Origin of the sequence: Thermostichus lividus PCC 6715, from assembly GCF_002754935.1 — a bacterium.
Lineage (GTDB): Bacteria > Cyanobacteriota > Cyanobacteriia > Thermosynechococcales > Thermosynechococcaceae > Thermosynechococcus > Thermosynechococcus lividus.
In genome coordinates this window covers 882,608-898,643 of sequence record NZ_CP018092.1, presented here as the reverse complement: position 1 = coordinate 898,643, position 16,036 = coordinate 882,608, and the positions used below count along the sequence as shown (strand labels likewise).

Sequence of the window (16,036 nt, the reverse complement as noted above, 5' to 3'; positions counted from 1 at the left end):
CCCTATCTTCGGCAGCGGCCAAAGGCCTAGCTTCTGCCGCAGCGGTTCAGTATGCTAATTCTAGCGAAATTCAGGGCAGGCATCTATGGCGACCATTGTGGATATTGCGGTCAATACACCAGGGTTCTCTACCCTTGTTACTGCGGTCAAAGTGGCTAATTTAGTCGATGCCCTGCAATCTGCCGGCCCATTTACCGTGTTTGCCCCCAACGATGATGCCTTTGCTAAGCTACCGGATGGCACCATCACCTCCTTAGTGCAAAACCCACCCCAGCTTGCCCGCATCCTGAAGTACCACGTCCTTGCGGGTGCCTACACTGCTGCGGAGCTAAAAAAGATGGGGGTGGTCACCTCCCTTGAAGGCTCAACCATTCCCATTCATGGCGAGACCCCCCTTGAAGTGAAAAATGCAACGGTTCTTGCTGCTGACATTCAGGCTGACAACGGTATCATCCATGTCATTGACACGGTTATTTTAATGGGCTTAGACCCAGCGCACTCATTCCAAGACACAGATGTTCCCTACCGTTGAGTGCCTTCCCCAACCCCCTAGAAGCCATAGTAGTCAATCGCTTCCAAAATGCCTTGGGCATAGTGCCCCTCGGCAAAGTAGATCTGAGGAACGTCCCGCAGTTTGTCGAGTTCTGGGCTATGATTCCCAACCACCACCGCTAGGGTATTGCCGGTTAGCATTTGCTCATCGTTCCCCGAGTCGCCGGCCACGAGCAATTTTTGCAGCGGGTATCCCCACTTCAGGGCAAGGTAGCGGAGGGCATCCCCTTTGGAGGCTCGCAGGGGCAAAATATCTAAAAACTGATTGTGGGAAAAAATGGAGCGACAGTGGAGTTTTTGCTGCCGTAGGAGCCGCAACACAGGGGTAATGGAGGGCAAAACCTCTATATCCACCGTATAGCTAATTTTGTGGGAGCGTTGATTGTCCTTGGGTTGTAAAGTTAACCCAGGCACATTGGCCAGTATGTCCCGCACCCGCTGTGGTTCCCAGCGATAGCTAATGTGCTGACTCCAGCTTGTATCGGGTACTAGGTGTGGGCCGTAGTGAATTTCACTGCCAACGGAGGTAATGAGCACGTCGGGCAGGGGAACTCCCCATTCGTTTAAGACATCAAGGGTGATTTCTAAGTGGCGACCTGTAGCAACCCCAAACCCCAGTTCAAGGCGGTGCTGTAGGACTTCAAGCAAGCGCTCAAGGGCGCTGCGATCGCCAATGAGGGTATTGTCAATATCACTCACAAGTAACCGTTCAAGCGTGAGCAGGCGGTTACGGTTGGTGGGGGTTGCATTGCGGCGGTAGGGCGCAGGTTGGCGTTGTACACTCAAGGCCGGCAGGACGGATTTCTCTGCAAGTTGGCTAATTGCTTTCAGGTACGCCTCCACATGACTGTGCCACGAGTAGTGCTGCTGTACCCCCTTGAGGCCATTGTTTGACCATTCCTGCCACTGAGTATCGCTAGCGAAGGCTTGGTGCAAGGCGGTACGGATTGCCTCCGGATCTAAGGCATCAAAGAGCAAGCCATTCTGACAGTTGCGGATAATTTCCTTAGGACCACCATCGGCGGTGGCCAAAATGGGTAGCCCACAGGCTGAGGCTTCAATGAGGGTGAGGCCAAAGGGTTCCGTCAACGCCGGATTGATAAACACCCCCCGCTGTTGTGCGGCTAAACGGTAGAGATCCGGTACCTCATCACTGGTATGGGTTTTAGGGTAGGCGACCTTACCGTAGAGATCGTAGCGATCCACTAAGGAAAAGAGTTCCGTGAAGACCTGCCGAGGGCTGGCCTCCATCTTGCTGATGTCAGTGCGGTTGCCCAATACCAGCACGAGGTTGGCACGCTCTTGTAGCATCGGGTCTGTACCATACACCTTCACCAAAGCGGCAACATTTTTGCGGGGAACTGGCCGAGATAGGCAGAAAATAAAGGGTTTTTCCGGCTCTACTAAAAAGCGGCGTAATTCTTTTAGTATCGGCAGATCGGAACTCACTGCCGCCGGATAAAAGCGTTCGGTATCCAAGCCCGGCGGAATCACCATCATGCGCTCAGGATTGTAATGGTCGTAAAGGCTGTACTGCTCTTCGACCTCTTGGTGGGTACTGGCAATAATCAGGGAGGCACTGGCAAGGGTTTGCTCTTCCGCTTCGATGCGGGTGGTGAAGTGAAACTGCTCTTCGATAACGTCGGGTTTACTGCCTTGATCCAGCAGCCGTTGCCGCTTCACTCGCCCCAAGGAGTGCCCTGTGTGAACCAACGGCACGCCTAGCCAGCCCGCCACCCGGCAGCCAACATAACCAGCATCTGCATAATGACTATGGATAACGTCGGGCATCCGGCCACTTTGGCGTAGATGGCGTAGTAGCTCGTCTGCAAAGACATCGAGGTACGGCCAGAGCACTTCTTTGCGTAGGTAACGCCGTGGTCCACAGGGTAGGCGCACAATACGGGCGCGATCCGCAATGGGTTCAATGGGCTGGGCGTAGTCGGCACTGACTTTGGGGTCGTTGATCAAGCGGGTGACTAAATCTACTTGCGCCACGCGGGGATGGGCTGCTAACTGTCTGGCCAGTTCGACAACATAGCGGGTTTGACCGCCAGTATCAGCATCACGCCCTAGTTCAAGGCGATCGCCGCGGATTAACCCATGAATGCTGATGAGGACAATGTATAATCCCTGTTGCATAGCTCCTCCCCTTGTGTGGTTAGTTGCTCACCCAGTTGGGGATAACCGTTCCCCCCTCACCTTACCAAATATCATGGCAATTGTCCAAAATAGTGTGTCGCCACCCCCGGCGATCGCCCTCAAAGACGTTTCGTTTGGTTGGTCACCGGAGACATTACTGCTGAATCGCGTGTCGCTGACGATTCCCCAAGGGCAACTGTGGATGCTGCTAGGTCGCAATGGCAGCGGCAAGTCCACATTAATTCGTTTGTTGGCCGGGCTGTTGCCCCCCGAATCCGGCGAGTGCTACATTGCGCAGCCCTTTGGCTTTGTGTTTCAAAATCCGGATCATCAATTGGTAATGCCCAGCGTTGGTGCCGATATTGCCTTTAGCTTGAATGGTGAATCGTTGACCTACTGGGAGGTGCGACAGCGGGTCAGTGCGGCCTTGCAAGCGGTGAACCTGCAAGGGCTAGAGCGCCGCCCTATCTATGCCCTCAGTGGCGGTCAAAAGCAACGGGTGGCCATTGCTGGGGCGATCGCTCGCCAGTGCCGTGTCCTTTTGTTGGATGAACCCACTGCCTTACTTGATCCTGAGAGCCAGCAGGAACTCTTGGACTATGTCCGCCAACTGGTGAACTGCCAAGGCATCACTGCCCTGTGGGTCACCCACCGATTAAATGAGTTAGCCCAAGCGGATGGAGCCATTGTGCTGGATAATGGCAAAATTATTGGCCAAGGCGCTCCTGCAGCGATGATGCCCCTCATTTATCAGCAACAATCCTTGGCAACAAATGAGGATTTAGGCATCTTGGGCAGCAATTAAAAGAGCGCAGGCACTAAAACCCACTAATAAGGGCATCAGGGACTGAAACCAGCAACTCATCCCTGTGGCGACAAGGGCGATCGCCAAGGACAGCGTCTGCAAACATCGCTGCTGTGGCGATGTAACTGTGGGCAATTCAATAAGGTGTAGCGCCTGAGAGGGCAGCGGCAAGGGCATCACCCCACCCGGCGGAAAGGCCCAGTACTGGTACTGCTCGACAAACAAATCGGTCCAGCCGTTCTCTTGGCACCATGCCAAGGCTGATTTGTAAGAGTATTTCAGCAACGACGAGGGGCTATCCATAGGCAGTACTGGACTCAAAATGAGTAAAAAATGAGTAACAAGATTGAAGTCTTCTATTGCGACCATAACAGACAGAGCAAATTCTCTTGAACGGCTTGTTGTAACTCTTAATCCTTTGGTTGCAGAGAATAAACAAAAGACAACATCCCTTATGCGTCACGCTAGGCGACTCTGATGTTCCGCTGACGCTATTAAAGGTTTGCAAGGGGATAGTGTGCCTCAGTTCTGCTGCAGGGGAATGTTCGATGCCTTGCTCGCTGGGATCCGTGCGACCTATAATGGCTTGGTGCTTCACACCCCTTCGACCCTTGAACTGACCCTATGACTGCCACCCCCTCAACCCAGCGACCTATCCGCATTGGCTCACGCAAAAGTCAACTGGCCCTTGTGCAAACAGAATGGGTACAGACACAACTGCAAGCCCGCCATGGCGATCGCTCCTTTGAAGTGGTGACCATGACTACCCAGGGAGATAATATTCTGGACGTGGCCTTGGCCAAAATTGGGGATAAGGGTCTGTTTACCAAAGAACTCGAACTGTCGATGCTGCGGCAAGAGACTGATTTGGCGGTGCACTCCCTCAAGGATTTGCCCACCCACCTGCCAGACGGGCTGATGCTGGGCGCAATTACCCGGCGGGAAGACCCTGCTGATGCCCTAGTGTTGGGGGCAAAATGGCTGGGGTACACCCTCGAAACTCTACCCGCAGGTACGATCATTGGCACCTCATCCCTACGGCGGCTCGCTCAACTGCGCCACCACTATCCTCACCTGTCCTTTAAGGATGTGCGGGGCAACCTGAATACCCGTCTGGCCAAGTTGGATGCGGGAGAGTACGATGGCCTGATTTTGGCGGTGGCGGGGTTACGTCGCCTTGGCTTTGGCGATCGCATCAGTCAAGTTCTGCCCGCCAGTGTATCCCTATACGCTGTTGGCCAAGGCGCGCTTGGCATTGAGTGCCGCAGCAACGACCCGGAGATCCTGAGCCTCATTAAAACCCTTGAAGACCCTGAAACCGCTGCCCGCTGCCTCGCCGAACGTGCCTTTTTGCGGCAACTAGAAGGCGGTTGCCAAGTCCCCATTGGCGTACATACGGTGATTGAGCAAGGGCAACTCCGCCTAACGGGGTTAGTCGCTAGCCTGGATGGGCAACGGCTTGTAAAAGATACGATCACTGGCGATCCGAGCACTGCTGAAGTACTGGGCGCGTCCTTGGCCTTGACCTTAAGAGAACAGGGAGCCTCCGAAATTCTAGCCGAAATTTTTGCCACGGTGCGTTCCGAACGCTAGCTGCTACCGTCAACGTTAGGCGCACTATTGCGTAATTCTTGGTAGAGTGGCAGTGTTGTGGTTCACCAACATCATCCTCACTGCCTATGGCCATGCTGAAAACGCGAGCTGCGACTTATCAAGCCTACGATCGCGCGGTGGGTAAGCAAGGACGGGTTCTCGTCCTGTTATGTGTGATGAGCGCGTTCCTCTTTGGTGGCATTGGTGCTCGCCTTGGTTATTTACAGTTGGTTGAGGGCGATCGCAATCGCCAAATGGCAGATGAAAACCGCATTCGCCTGATTCCCAAACCACCGGAGCGGGGCAAAATTTTGGATCGTAAAGGGCGGATTTTAGCAGGGAATACCTTCTCCTACTCCGTCTTCCTATGGCCACTGGCAGCCAAAAAACCAGAATGGCCGCAAACCGTCGCGTTACTCGCCAAAATTCTCAAAATTCCGCCAGCAGAAATTCAGCAGCGGGTCGAGCAAGCGGGCGTGAATTCACCGTCGCTCATTCGTATTGCCCAAGGCATTAGCCAAGCTCAAATTGTCGCCCTTGAAGAACATCGCAACTTTCTGAGCGGGGTTGAAGTGGATCGGGAGGCCTTGCGGTTTTATCCCCACGGGGAAATTGGCGCACATATCCTTGGCTATATTGGCGAGCTAAATGAAGAAGAATTGGCAGCCCGCCGTGGTCAAGGGTATCGCCTTGGGGATGTTATAGGAAAAATGGGGGTGGAAGCCACCTACGAAACAACACTACGGGGAACCTGGGGTGGGCAACAGGTTGAAGTGGATGGTCAAGGTAGGGTGATTCGCATCCTTGGTCAAAAGGTCGCCCGCCCGGGCAATGACATCGTCCTTTCAGTTGATCTGGATTTGCAAAAAGCAGCGGAAGCCGCTCTAGGCAATAGAAACGGGGCGATCGTGGCGATGGATCCTCGGGATGGTGCCATTCTGGCCTTGGCCAGCTATCCAGCCTTTGATCCCAACTGGTTTGCGCGGCGCATGACCCAAGCTCAGTGGGATGAATTACAACGACGGCAATTTCCGTTTGTCAATCGTGCCCTCCAAGGGTTTCCTCCCGCAAGCACCTTTAAGGTGGTGACAGCAGTAGCGGGGTTAGAGTCCGGTAAGTTTAGCCCCGATACTGTGCTGATGACCTATCCTGCCCTCTACACGGGTGGGTTTGCCTTTCACGACTGGAACCGGGCTGGTTTTGGCCCCCAAGGGTTTGCTGGCGCATTGGCATGGAGTAGTAATACTTTTTTTGGGCAAGTGGGGCGACGGATCGGCCCTGAAACATTAGTGGAGTGGGCGCGCCGTTTCGGCATGGGGTCAAAAACGGGGATTGATCTGCCTGGGGAGGCGGCGGGGTTTGTGCCAGATCCCCAGTGGAAAAAGGAGACCTTTGGCGAGGGGTGGTACGATGGCGATTCGTTAATTGTGTCCATTGGCCAAGGCGCATTGCAAGTGAGTCCTCTACAGGCAGCAGTGATGTTTGCGGTGCCTGCCAACGGTGGCTATAAAGTTCGTCCCCATTTAATTCGCTCTGATAACCCCGATCGCTGGCGCCAGTCCTTGAACTTAAAACCCTCAACGGTCAGGGTTGTGCGTCAAGGGTTGCGGCAGGTGGTGACCAATGGAACCGGCAGTGCCTTAAATGTTCCTGACGTGGCGATCGCTGGCAAGAGTGGCACTGGCGAAGACCCACCGCGACCTCACCACACGTGGTTTGGCGGCTATGCACCCGCTGATAATCCAGAAATTGTCGTTGTTGCTTTTGCTGAAAACTCCGGTGGCGGCGGTGGCTCCATCTGTGGGCCTATGGTTCTCAAGGTCATTCAAGCCTACATGAAGACGCGCGATCGCTAGAAACATGGAATGGCAGTACCTTTGTGAAAAAGGGAACTGCCCCGCAAGGGGGAACGACTGGGGAAACACGCACCTCTGCGTTTGCGGGGCAACCCAAGGACGTAAGTGCTGTCGTAGAACCAGTAACAAGACTTCCCCAGCTTTAGCTGCGGGGAGTATGTCAACTAACCAGTCTTTGGCTATTCTGCGTGTAAGGCTAGATTGCCGCTAAGCTTGGGCATCTCCTTCAATGTAAAGAAAGAGTAAGCCCATCACAACAACCGGCATGAGCCAGCAGACAACGGGAATAAAAATCCAAGGCAAAAAGGACGCAGCGTAAGATCCCATCATAATCAGCGGTTCTCCTTGAGGGTCAACAAGTCAATCAAATGGGTAAGCCATTCGTTTTAGTTAAAGAGGCCCTTCATAATGCCATCAACAACGGCAAAGTTTTCTAGTAAAAAGAAGGCCACAAAGGCACCACCCATGGCACCTACAAAGAAGCCAGCGGTAAACTGACTCCAGCCTTCACCAGTCTTCAGGGCATCGCCACTACTACTCGCTTTTTGGAAGCTAACCAGTCCATAGGCAGCTAAGCAAGCGGTCGCCAATAGAATTAAGGTAATACCGGAAATCAGACCGCCCAAGTTGGCAACATCCGAGTCCCGCAGCGGGCCTAGCTTCACCCAAGGGCCAATCAAAAAATAACCGTGCGCCATCCCAACCTCAAGACCCCGCAAAATGGGGGATAAGCCTTGACGATAGGCGGGCAAGTTACTGATAAATGTCTTCACAAGGCCAGAGTCAGAGATTGGCGTGGATAAATGCCCCGCAAAGGGATCGCCATTGTACGGCTTAACCAGTTCGTCTGCCATGATTTTTATTTCCCTAGCATTCCGTCATGTCTGATTGCACAAGGCACAGACCTAAGTGGTTATTCTAGGGAAGCATGGGCGATCGCGGGAGAGGCAAAGGCTATCTCTTCAAGAAAGTTCATGTATCGCAACATCTTCTTAATCCAAGGGGCACGGCTTGCCCAAGATGCCCAGCAAATGATTGATTTTTACACGGGGGAAAATCGCGGTGAGTTGAGTTTAGGGTAATGGCGGCTGGGCAACTGAGTGAGTAATAACTTGACAGTGCTGGGGAGAGATTTTAGGATGCTTATACATAATTGTTTATTGTATTAGTATATTTTTTGTATTTGTAGCCAAGCCCTCGCAGTTTGGCTACTTTTTTCTGTCTTTCTTTACCAAATTCAACCCTCGTGGGTCATAGGATAGCAGGCTTGAGACTCTAGGAATGGCTTGGTCAGATTTTATGACGCGGCTGATTGCGGCGGCGTTCTTTGGGGCTGTCCTAGGTTTTGAACGGCAGTGGCGGCACCGGATGGCAGGGCTAGTCACCAATACCTTGGTGTCGATGGGGGCGGCTATCTTTGTCATGTTTTCACTGATGATTCCGGGGGAGACTAGCCCAACGCGCGTTGCCGCTCAAGTGGTGTCTGGAATTGGTTTTTTGGGGGGTGGGGTGATCCTACAGCAGGGGTTAACCATCCGTGGCCTCAATACAGCAGCAACCCTTTGGTGTGCGGCGGCTTTGGGTATTCTTGCCGGTGGGGGCTATGTCATTCACGGGCTAGTGGCCACGGTTTGACACTCCCACCACCTAAAGGTGGGGGATTCTTACGCAGTCCATAAACGGACTCATAAAGGCGCTGTCAAGACGCCCCTACACAGTTCCGTGTGAAGTCATAGCTCGACTGGAGGAGGAAAGTCTCATTCGCACGATTTTGTTAACCAGTATTAGTGGCGACCTCCAAGTGCGATCGCTGTGGAGCCAGCATCCAGCAGATAAACCACAGCAAGTAAACTACTCCCAGCTAAAGCAGGGAGCTTTTAGTAGCCCTGCAGTTAGCAAGCCAACCGCGAGCCTCTGGGGTGGTTTACAGCACCCCCAATCGACCGTTACCAGTGCCTTGAACAACCGTTTCTGGTGTCCGCACTACAATTATAACCCAAGGCAACTGAAGTTGCTAAAGAAGCTTTCCTCCCCGCACTGAAGTACGGGGCTTCCAGCCCTACCCGATGTGATCATTCGACTAGAACTCGTTTGCCATGAACGTCGCGATATGGCGGTGGAAGTACTCATGAATCGCCTCAGTCTGGAGCCGGGGGTATGGGCAACGCGGTGGTCTGTGGAGGAGCGGCTGATCTAGTTGTTCTAATGATAGGAGGTGGAGCATTGACAGCTATTTATACCGATGGCGCTTGTGAGGGCAATCCAGGGCCAGGCGGCTGGGCAGTGGTGATGTATTTTGAGGATGATGCAGTTCACGAAGTGGGCGGTGGGGATCCGCAAACCACCAATAATCGGATGGAACTACAAGCGGCCATTGAAGCCCTGAAGTTGTGGCGGCAGATCAGCCCTAGGGGGGAGATCGCCCTTTACACCGACAGCGAGTACGTGCTCAAGGGCATTACTCAATGGATTCATAATTGGAAGCGACGGGGGTGGAAAACCGCAGCCAACAAGCCTGTCTTAAATCAAGACCTGTGGCAAGCCTTAGATGCCCTCAACGATCCTGCGGTGACATGGCATCACGTCCGCGGTCACAGTGGTAACGTGGGGAATGAACGCTGTGATGCGATCGCCCGTAGCTTTAGTCGTGGCCAGCCGATTCCCCTAAGACAGCATCCAAGACTGCGGGGGTAATGTCACGGGTTGACTCAAAGACCGCTGTAGCCCCTGCGGCTCGGAGGCGATCGCCATAGTGCGGCCGATCTGCTGGCTGGACGTGGGGCGGAATCACCCCCAAGCCATACCAACGGCTAGGCACGGCGTGGCGAGCATTAACCACGGTTTGCATATCTGCCACGGTGTCGCCCACATAAAAGACAGGAACATCTCCGTCAGGGATAGCTTGACGATAGGCGCAGATCAGCCCTTGCGGGTTGGGTTTGCCCGGGGCATCCTCCATAGCAATCAGGAGGGGATGATGCAATTGCAAGCGCTGCTTGAGGACATACTCTGCTGAGTCGCGGGTGGCACCACTGACGAACCCCCAGGCGATCGCCGCCGTACTGAAGGCTTGGAAATAGTCTAAATCCACCAACAGCGGTTCATCTTGGATATAGCCAGACCAGTTTTGCCCCGTATAGCGATCTTCAAAAAATGTTACGAGGGTATCGTAGTCGAGGGCAACCTGGTGACGCTGATGTCCGTGTTGCTCAAAATAACGGTAAATCAGTTCCTGAGCACCATCCCAATCATTATTCCAGCAGCCTTCGGCCTTGAGATCGTCAATCTCTTTTTGAGTCGGGCGGTAGGCACCGTGGGTAAAATATTCCACCGTATCCGCAAGGGCACGGCGATAGGAACGGCTGACATCACGGATCACCCCATCAATATCAAAAAAGGTACAGGCTCGTGGGCTAGACACGCGAAGGCTCCCGACACGCTTCAAGACAACTTGTGAGACGTTGAACTAATTCGCTATTATAGAAGACGCTCTATATTCAAAACTCGCTTGGGAGGTTCCACTTGTCCCGCTTCACCCTTAGAGTGCTTTGGTTGGAAAAAGATGTGGCGATCGCTGTCGATCAGGTGGTAGGAAAAGGCACTAGCCCCCTCACCTCCTATTTTTTCTGGCCGCGCACCGATGCTTGGGAACTCCTGAAGGCTGAACTGGAAAGTAAATCGTGGATTTCGGAAACTGAGCGCATTGAGCTGTTAAATCGTGCCACGGAGATCATTAACTACTGGCAGGAGGAAGGTAAAAACCGTCCAGTTGCCGAAGCCCAAAAACGGTTTAGCGACATCAGTTTTGTCGGCACTGCCTAGGTTCCCCCAACACAAACCCTAAAACCACAGAGGAGAAACCACTATGGGTGTTATCGTGTATGGCGTTGTTATTGCCGGTGCTATTGCGTTGGCCGTAGGCTTATTCTATGCCCTGCGCACCGTCAAACTCATCTAGGTTAACGCGTTGCACGTGTTAACTCCACTGTTCTGTTTCAATCTGCGATCTCATGTTTGACGCGCTTGCCGAACGCCTTGAATCTGCTTGGAAAACCCTCCGCGGCCAAGACAAAATTACCGAAACCAATATTCAAGAAGCGTTGCGAGAAGTTCGGCGCGCTCTGCTAGAGGCAGATGTCAACCTGCAAGTGGCCAAAGACTTTATCGAGACCGTCCGGCAGCGGGCGATCGGGGCAGAGGTCATTGCTGGGGTACGTCCGGATCAGCAGTTTATCAAAATTGTTTACGATGCCCTCGTAGAAATTATGGGGGAGTCCTACAGTCCCCTTGCCCAGGCCGACCCCAGTCCTACTATTATCTTGATGGCTGGCTTACAGGGCACTGGCAAAACCACCGCCGCCGCAAAGCTTGCCCTCCATTTGCGCAAAGAGAATCGCCGCGCCCTGCTGGTGGCCACCGATGTCTATCGTCCTGCTGCCATTGACCAGTTAGTGACCCTCGGAAAGCAAATTGATGTACCGGTTTTTGAGCTAGGCACCGAGGCTAATCCCGTGGAAATAGCCCAGCGCGGGGTTGCCCACGCCAAGGCCTTGGGGGTAGATACCGTTATTATTGATACCGCAGGTCGGCTGCAAATTGATACCGAAATGATGGCAGAGCTAGCCGCCATTAAAGACGCCGTACAGCCCCACGAAACCCTCCTAGTCGTGGATGCCATGACCGGTCAGGAGGCAGCGAACCTTACCCGTGCTTTCCATGAACAGGTGGGAATTACCGGTGCTATTCTCACCAAGCTGGATGGTGATACTCGCGGTGGTGCAGCCCTATCGGTGCGGCAGGTGTCCGGCCAACCCATCAAGTTTATTGGCGTGGGCGAAAAAGTCGAAGCCCTCCAGCCCTTTTATCCCGATCGCCTCGCCTCGCGAATTCTGGGGATGGGGGATGTGCTCACCTTGGTGGAAAAAGCCCAAGAGGAAGTGGACTTGGCGGATGCCGAAAAAATGTCCCGCAAAATCCTCGAAGCTCAGTTTGACTTTGATGACTTTCTCAAGCAAATGCGGCTCCTCAGGAATATGGGATCCTTGGCGGGGATCATGAAACTGATTCCGGGAATGAACAAAGTCTCGAGTGAGCAGCTACAGCAGGGAGAGGTGCAACTGAAGCGGGCAGAAGCCATGATTAACTCCATGACCCGCGAAGAGCGCCGCAATCCAGAGCTACTCGCGGGATCCCCCAGTCGCCGTCAACGGGTGGCCAAGGGATCCGGTTATCAGGTGGCGGATGTCAGCAAACTGGTGAGTGACTTCCAGCGGATGCGCTCCCTCATGCAGCAGATGGGGCAAGGCCAGTTTGGGATGCCGGGGATGCCCATGATGCCGGGCATGAATCCTCTGGCTGGACGGGGCGGGCGCGCTCAAGCAGCGAAAAAGCCTAAAAAGCAGAAAAAACGTAAGGGTTTTGGAGTGCTCTAACCATGGCAGAAACCCACGTCCTTCTGTGTGCGATCGCTCCCCATCTGAAGGATGCCCTAGAGCAACACCGCCGCGTCAGTGGTCAAAGCCTGAGTCAAATTTTAGAGCAGGCGCTCAGCCAATACCTCAACGTGGGGGAGGAAACCCTGTTTCAAACCTCTACGATTAGCGCGTTGGTAGAAGGGGTGTATCGCGGTGATCTAACCATTGGCGAACTCAAGCAGCGGGGAAATTTTGGCCTAGGCACCTTCGATGACCTCGATGGGGAAATGGTGGTGCTGGAGGGAGAAGTCTATCAGTTGCGCAGTGATGGCACAGTTGCCATGGTGCCAGAAACAGTAAAAACTCCCTTTGCCACCGTGACTGTCTGGAACCAAGACGTGCTCCATGTTTGCCATGACGCCCTGAACTACGACGGTTTACAAGCTCACCTCAAATCCCTGCTGCCCTCCGATAACCTGTTTTATGCCATTCGCATTGAGGGCACTTTTCCTCTGATTAAAACCCGCACCGTCAGCCGCCAAACGGCGGCAACTCGGCTGATTGATGCGGCAGCACAGGCGCAAATTTGTCGGTTTGAACAGATTCAAGGTACCCTCGTTGGCTTTTGGGTGCCGCTGTACATGCAAATGGTGAATATCCCCGGCTTTCATTTTCATTTCCTCAGCCACGATCGCTCCTGTGGAGGGCACCTACTGGATTGTCTGACTGGGAACATAACGATTGCCTTTGATGAAACCCCCTATACCCAGATTGCCTTGCCGGATACAGATGCCTTTCGCGGTGTGGATCTAACGAAGGATACCCGCCACGAATTAGAAGCCGCAGAGCAGGATCGTTAGCTTTGCCTATGCAGGTGTTTGTCACTGGTGCGAGTGGCTTTGTGGGAACCCACGTTGCCACAGTCCTCATGGAAAAGGGCTACCGGGTGCGAGCCTTAGTGCGGCAGCCTGATCGTGCCCCCCACTTAAGAACGTTAGGGGTGGAAGTGGTGCAAGGGGATCTCGTTCACAGCGATTTGGTACCCCTGATGCAGGGCTGTCAAGCACTCTTCCATGTGGCGGCTCACTACAGCCTCTGGCGGCGGGAGCGCGATCGCCTCTACCAAGTGAATGTGGTGGGAACCCAGCGCGTACTGGCGGCTGCCCAACAGGCAGGGGTCGAGCGCACCGTTTATACCAGTTCTGTGGCTGCCATTGGCGTGGATCCCAGTGGTAAACCGGCGACCGAGCGCTACCAAAGCCCCCCAGACAAGTTAATTAGTGAGTACAAACGCTCGAAGTATTGGGCAGAGCAGGCCGCCCACAAGGCAGTGGCGACAGGCCAAGATATTGTAATTGTCAACCCAAGCACCCCCATTGGAGCCTGGGATGCCAAGCCCACGCCCACCGGAGACATGATTCTGCGCTTTTTGCGACGGCAGATGCCCTTTTACGTGGAAACAGGTTTGAACCTGATTCATGTGCGGGATGTGGCGATCGGTCATGTCTTGGCGCTGGAAAAAGGCAGAACGGGCGATCGCTACATTCTGGGACATCAGAATCTGACCCTTGGCGAAATTCTCAACCGCTTAGCAGCGCTGACGGGGCTACCCCCACCCCGTGGTGCAATTCCAGTGTGGCTGCCCTTGGCGATCGCCTGGATCGATGAAGTGGTCTTGGGCGCGCTTGGCACCCCCCCTCGCATTCCGGTGGATGGCGTGCGGATGGCTCAGCAAACGATGTTCTACGATGCCACTAAAGCGGTACAGGAATTGGGACTGCCCCAAACACCGATTGATCAGGCATTGGCCGAGGCAGTTGCATGGTACCGTGACCGGGGGTATTGCCATTGAGGACTTTGCCATGAGTGATCATCCCCTGCTCTACGAAGGGAAAGCCAAGAAAATCTATGCAACACCTGATCCTGACATTCTCTTGGCGGAATTTAAGGATGATGCCACCGCCTTTAATGCCCAAAAGCGGGGTTCCATTCAAAATAAAGGCGTGATGAACTGCGCGATCGCCAGTCATCTGTTCCAGTATTTGGCGGCTCAGGGTATCCCCAACCACTTCATTGCCCAAGTGGCACCACAACAGATGCAGGTGCGCCGCGTTGAAATTATTCCCCTAGAAGTGGTTGTGCGCAATCGTGCCGCCGGCAGCCTGTGCCGTCAGACGGGGCTACCCCTTGGCCTAGAGCTAACCCCACCCCTAGTGGAGTTTTACCTCAAGGACGATGCCCTTGGCGATCCGCTGCTGACGCGCGATCGCCTGCGGCTCCTTAACCTTGTCACCCCTGCTGAGGAAGACACCCTCATTGAGATGGCCTTAGGGGTCAATCACCATCTGCAGGGCTTTTTCCAAGACTGTGGCATTACCCTAGTGGACTTTAAGCTGGAGTTTGGCCGCCGCGATGGCACGATTCTTCTTGCTGATGAAATTAGCCCCGACAGTTGTCGCCTGTGGAATCAAGAGGAGGCGGATCCGCAAAAACGGATTCTAGATAAGGATCGCTTCCGCCAAGATCTAGGTGCGATTGAAGAGGCCTACGCCCTCGTTATGCAGCGGGTGCTCGCCCATTCCCAACCCTAACGATGGAGACGCAACATGAGCATTATCCTCGGCGCTGATGTTGGTGGCACAAAGACCCTTGTGCAGTTGTGGGAAGTTGTTGGTAGTGATTGGCACTTACTGCGCAGCGCGACGTATGCTAGCCGCGACTTTGCCAATTTAACCCAGTTGTTACAGGACTTTCTCAGCCAAGGCTCCGTGGTGCCACAGCGGGCGTGCCTCGGCATCCCCGGGCCAGTCATTGATCAAACCGCGCAAGTTACAAATTTAGGCTGGCGGGTAAGCGCCCACGAGTTACAGGATGCTCTCAATATTCCCTGTGTCACTCTCCTGAATGATTTTGCCGCCGTGGCCTATGGCTCGTTGGTGTTGCCCCCGAGCGACATTGTGGTATTGCAGGAGCGACCGCGGCGATCGCAGGCGCCCATTGCCTTATTGGGGGCAGGCACCGGTTTAGGAGAAGCCCTCATGCTCTGGCAGGGCGATCGCTATCAGGTGTTACCCATTGAGGGGGGGCACACCGACTTTCCTCCCCGGAATGAACTAGAAATTGGCCTATTGCGCTACCTGTGGCAACACTACGAGCGGGTCTCGGTCGAGCGGGTGGTCTCAGGTCCGGGGTTAGTGAATATCTACGACTACCTCAAAAGTATTGAATTTGCCCCAGAAACCGCAGCGGTACAAACAGCGATGGCCACCATGGATCGGGCGGCGGTTATTAGTCAGTTTGGCATGGCGGGGGATCCCCTGTGTGCTCAAGCCTTGACGATGTTTGTGGCGGCCTACGGCGCTGAGGCGGGAAATCTTGCCCTCAAAAGCCTCCCCTTGGGGGGGATTTTTATTGCTGGCGGAATTGCGGCAAAAATTTTACCGAAGATGACCGATGGCACGTTCTTAACTCATTTTCTAGATAAGGGGCGATTCCGGCCATTGATGGAGCAGTTATTTGTTGCCGTCATTACCAACCCAGAGGTGGGGCTGCTGGGCACCGTTCATCTTGCGGCTCAGGGCGGGTGAGGCAAGGGTTGGCGGAGAGTGCAGTTATGGCTCGATCCTGTGGATGGGATACACTGAGAACTGTTTGCTGGTTGGCTACCTTCGCTC

At 54.1% G+C, this 16,036-nt stretch carries 18 protein-coding genes and 1 pseudogene; 14 read left to right on the top strand and 5 right to left on the bottom strand.

The genetic code is table 11. The annotated features are described in order from the left end of the window. The first annotated feature begins 85 nt into the window (after window positions 1-85). On the top strand, window positions 86-532 hold the full coding sequence (locus BRW62_RS04525) for a fasciclin domain-containing protein (protein WP_099798463.1): 447 nt from the start codon (window positions 86-88) through the stop codon (window positions 530-532). A 17-nt stretch (window positions 533-549) separates the two neighbouring features. Here the strand turns inward: BRW62_RS04525 and BRW62_RS04520 are convergent, their stop codons facing one another. Continuing rightward, complete coding sequence (locus tag BRW62_RS04520; RefSeq protein WP_099798462.1) at window positions 550-2,694, bottom strand: HAD-IIB family hydrolase; 2,145 nt, start codon at window positions 2,692-2,694, stop codon at window positions 550-552. Window positions 2,695-2,767: 73 nt separating this feature from the next. Between BRW62_RS04520 and BRW62_RS04515 the strand changes: the two genes are divergently transcribed. Beyond that, entirely contained in the window at window positions 2,768-3,499 is a 732-nt protein-coding gene (locus tag BRW62_RS04515) for an energy-coupling factor ABC transporter ATP-binding protein (RefSeq protein ID WP_099798461.1), read from the top strand. Here the strand turns inward: BRW62_RS04515 and BRW62_RS04510 are convergent. After that, entirely contained in the window at window positions 3,476-3,820 is a 345-nt protein-coding gene (locus BRW62_RS04510) for a slr1957 family protein (protein ID WP_227517572.1), read from the bottom strand. The two genes, BRW62_RS04515 and BRW62_RS04510, sit on opposite strands and share 24 nt — an antisense overlap. Before the next feature lie 303 nt (window positions 3,821-4,123). Here BRW62_RS04510 and hemC point away from each other — a divergent pair, with 303 nt between their 5' ends. Together hemC and mrdA are read left to right on the top strand one after the other, a co-directional pair. Next, window positions 4,124-5,092 carry a hydroxymethylbilane synthase gene (gene hemC, locus BRW62_RS04505; protein WP_099798459.1) on the top strand — a complete coding sequence of 323 codons (969 nt, stop codon included), beginning with the start codon at window positions 4,124-4,126 and terminating at the stop codon, window positions 5,090-5,092. Between the two features lie 86 nt (window positions 5,093-5,178). After that, on the top strand, window positions 5,179-6,948 hold the full coding sequence (gene mrdA / locus BRW62_RS04500; RefSeq protein WP_099798458.1) for a penicillin-binding protein 2: 1,770 nt from the start codon (window positions 5,179-5,181) through the stop codon (window positions 6,946-6,948). 207 nt (window positions 6,949-7,155) lie between these two features. Here mrdA and BRW62_RS04495 read toward each other — a convergent pair whose 3' ends face one another. Further along, window positions 7,156-7,278, bottom strand: coding sequence for a photosystem I reaction center subunit VIII (locus BRW62_RS04495; RefSeq protein WP_099798457.1), 123 nt, complete (start codon window positions 7,276-7,278; stop codon window positions 7,156-7,158). Between the two features lie 56 nt (window positions 7,279-7,334). Beyond that, complete coding sequence (locus BRW62_RS04490) at window positions 7,335-7,802, bottom strand: photosystem I reaction center protein subunit XI (protein WP_099798456.1); 468 nt, start codon at window positions 7,800-7,802, stop codon at window positions 7,335-7,337. A 427-nt stretch (window positions 7,803-8,229) separates the two neighbouring features. Between BRW62_RS04490 and BRW62_RS04485 the strand changes: the two are divergent. The 3 genes and pseudogenes from BRW62_RS04485 to rnhA form a co-directional block, all read left to right on the top strand. Beyond that, window positions 8,230-8,571: pseudogene (locus BRW62_RS04485) on the top strand (MgtC/SapB family protein); the annotation flags it as partial. Window positions 8,572-9,016: 445 nt separating this feature from the next. Then, a complete protein-coding gene (locus BRW62_RS14720) occupies window positions 9,017-9,145 on the top strand; it encodes a hypothetical protein (RefSeq protein ID WP_257790496.1) in 129 nt (42 codons plus the stop codon). 26 nt (window positions 9,146-9,171) lie between these two features. Continuing rightward, the gene (rnhA, locus tag BRW62_RS04480; RefSeq protein WP_227517570.1) at window positions 9,172-9,642 is read left to right on the top strand and encodes a ribonuclease HI; all 471 of its coding nucleotides are present in this window, start codon (window positions 9,172-9,174) and stop codon (window positions 9,640-9,642) included. Here the strand turns inward: rnhA and BRW62_RS04475 are convergent. Next, window positions 9,590-10,369, bottom strand: coding sequence for a TIGR01548 family HAD-type hydrolase (locus BRW62_RS04475; protein WP_099798454.1), 780 nt, complete (start codon window positions 10,367-10,369; stop codon window positions 9,590-9,592). The genes rnhA and BRW62_RS04475 overlap by 53 nt on opposite strands. Before the next feature lie 101 nt (window positions 10,370-10,470). Here BRW62_RS04475 and BRW62_RS04470 point away from each other — a divergent pair, with 101 nt between their 5' ends. The 7 genes from BRW62_RS04470 to BRW62_RS04440 are packed head-to-tail and all read left to right on the top strand — an operon-like array spanning window position 10,471 to window position 15,949. Next, window positions 10,471-10,770 (top strand): 30S ribosomal protein PSRP-3, encoded by a 300-nt coding sequence (locus BRW62_RS04470; protein WP_198406159.1) that lies wholly within the window; start codon window positions 10,471-10,473, stop codon window positions 10,768-10,770. Between the two features lie 43 nt (window positions 10,771-10,813). After that, window positions 10,814-10,906 carry a cytochrome b6-f complex subunit PetL gene (gene petL / locus BRW62_RS15095; protein ID WP_099798452.1) on the top strand — a complete coding sequence of 31 codons (93 nt, stop codon included), beginning with the start codon at window positions 10,814-10,816 and terminating at the stop codon, window positions 10,904-10,906. Window positions 10,907-10,958: 52 nt separating this feature from the next. Next, a complete protein-coding gene (gene ffh / locus BRW62_RS04460; protein WP_099798451.1) occupies window positions 10,959-12,380 on the top strand; it encodes a signal recognition particle protein in 1,422 nt (473 codons plus the stop codon). A gap of 2 nt (window positions 12,381-12,382) precedes the next feature. Further along, complete coding sequence (gene budA, locus BRW62_RS04455; RefSeq protein ID WP_099798450.1) at window positions 12,383-13,222, top strand: acetolactate decarboxylase; 840 nt, start codon at window positions 12,383-12,385, stop codon at window positions 13,220-13,222. Between the two features lie 8 nt (window positions 13,223-13,230). Further along, entirely contained in the window at window positions 13,231-14,214 is a 984-nt protein-coding gene (gene hpnA / locus BRW62_RS04450; RefSeq protein WP_099798449.1) for a hopanoid-associated sugar epimerase, read from the top strand. A gap of 10 nt (window positions 14,215-14,224) precedes the next feature. Continuing rightward, window positions 14,225-14,953 carry a phosphoribosylaminoimidazolesuccinocarboxamide synthase gene (gene purC, locus BRW62_RS04445; protein ID WP_099799830.1) on the top strand — a complete coding sequence of 243 codons (729 nt, stop codon included), beginning with the start codon at window positions 14,225-14,227 and terminating at the stop codon, window positions 14,951-14,953. 15 nt (window positions 14,954-14,968) lie between these two features. Next, on the top strand, window positions 14,969-15,949 hold the full coding sequence (locus BRW62_RS04440; RefSeq protein ID WP_099798448.1) for a glucokinase: 981 nt from the start codon (window positions 14,969-14,971) through the stop codon (window positions 15,947-15,949). Window positions 15,950-16,036 lie beyond the last annotated feature (87 nt).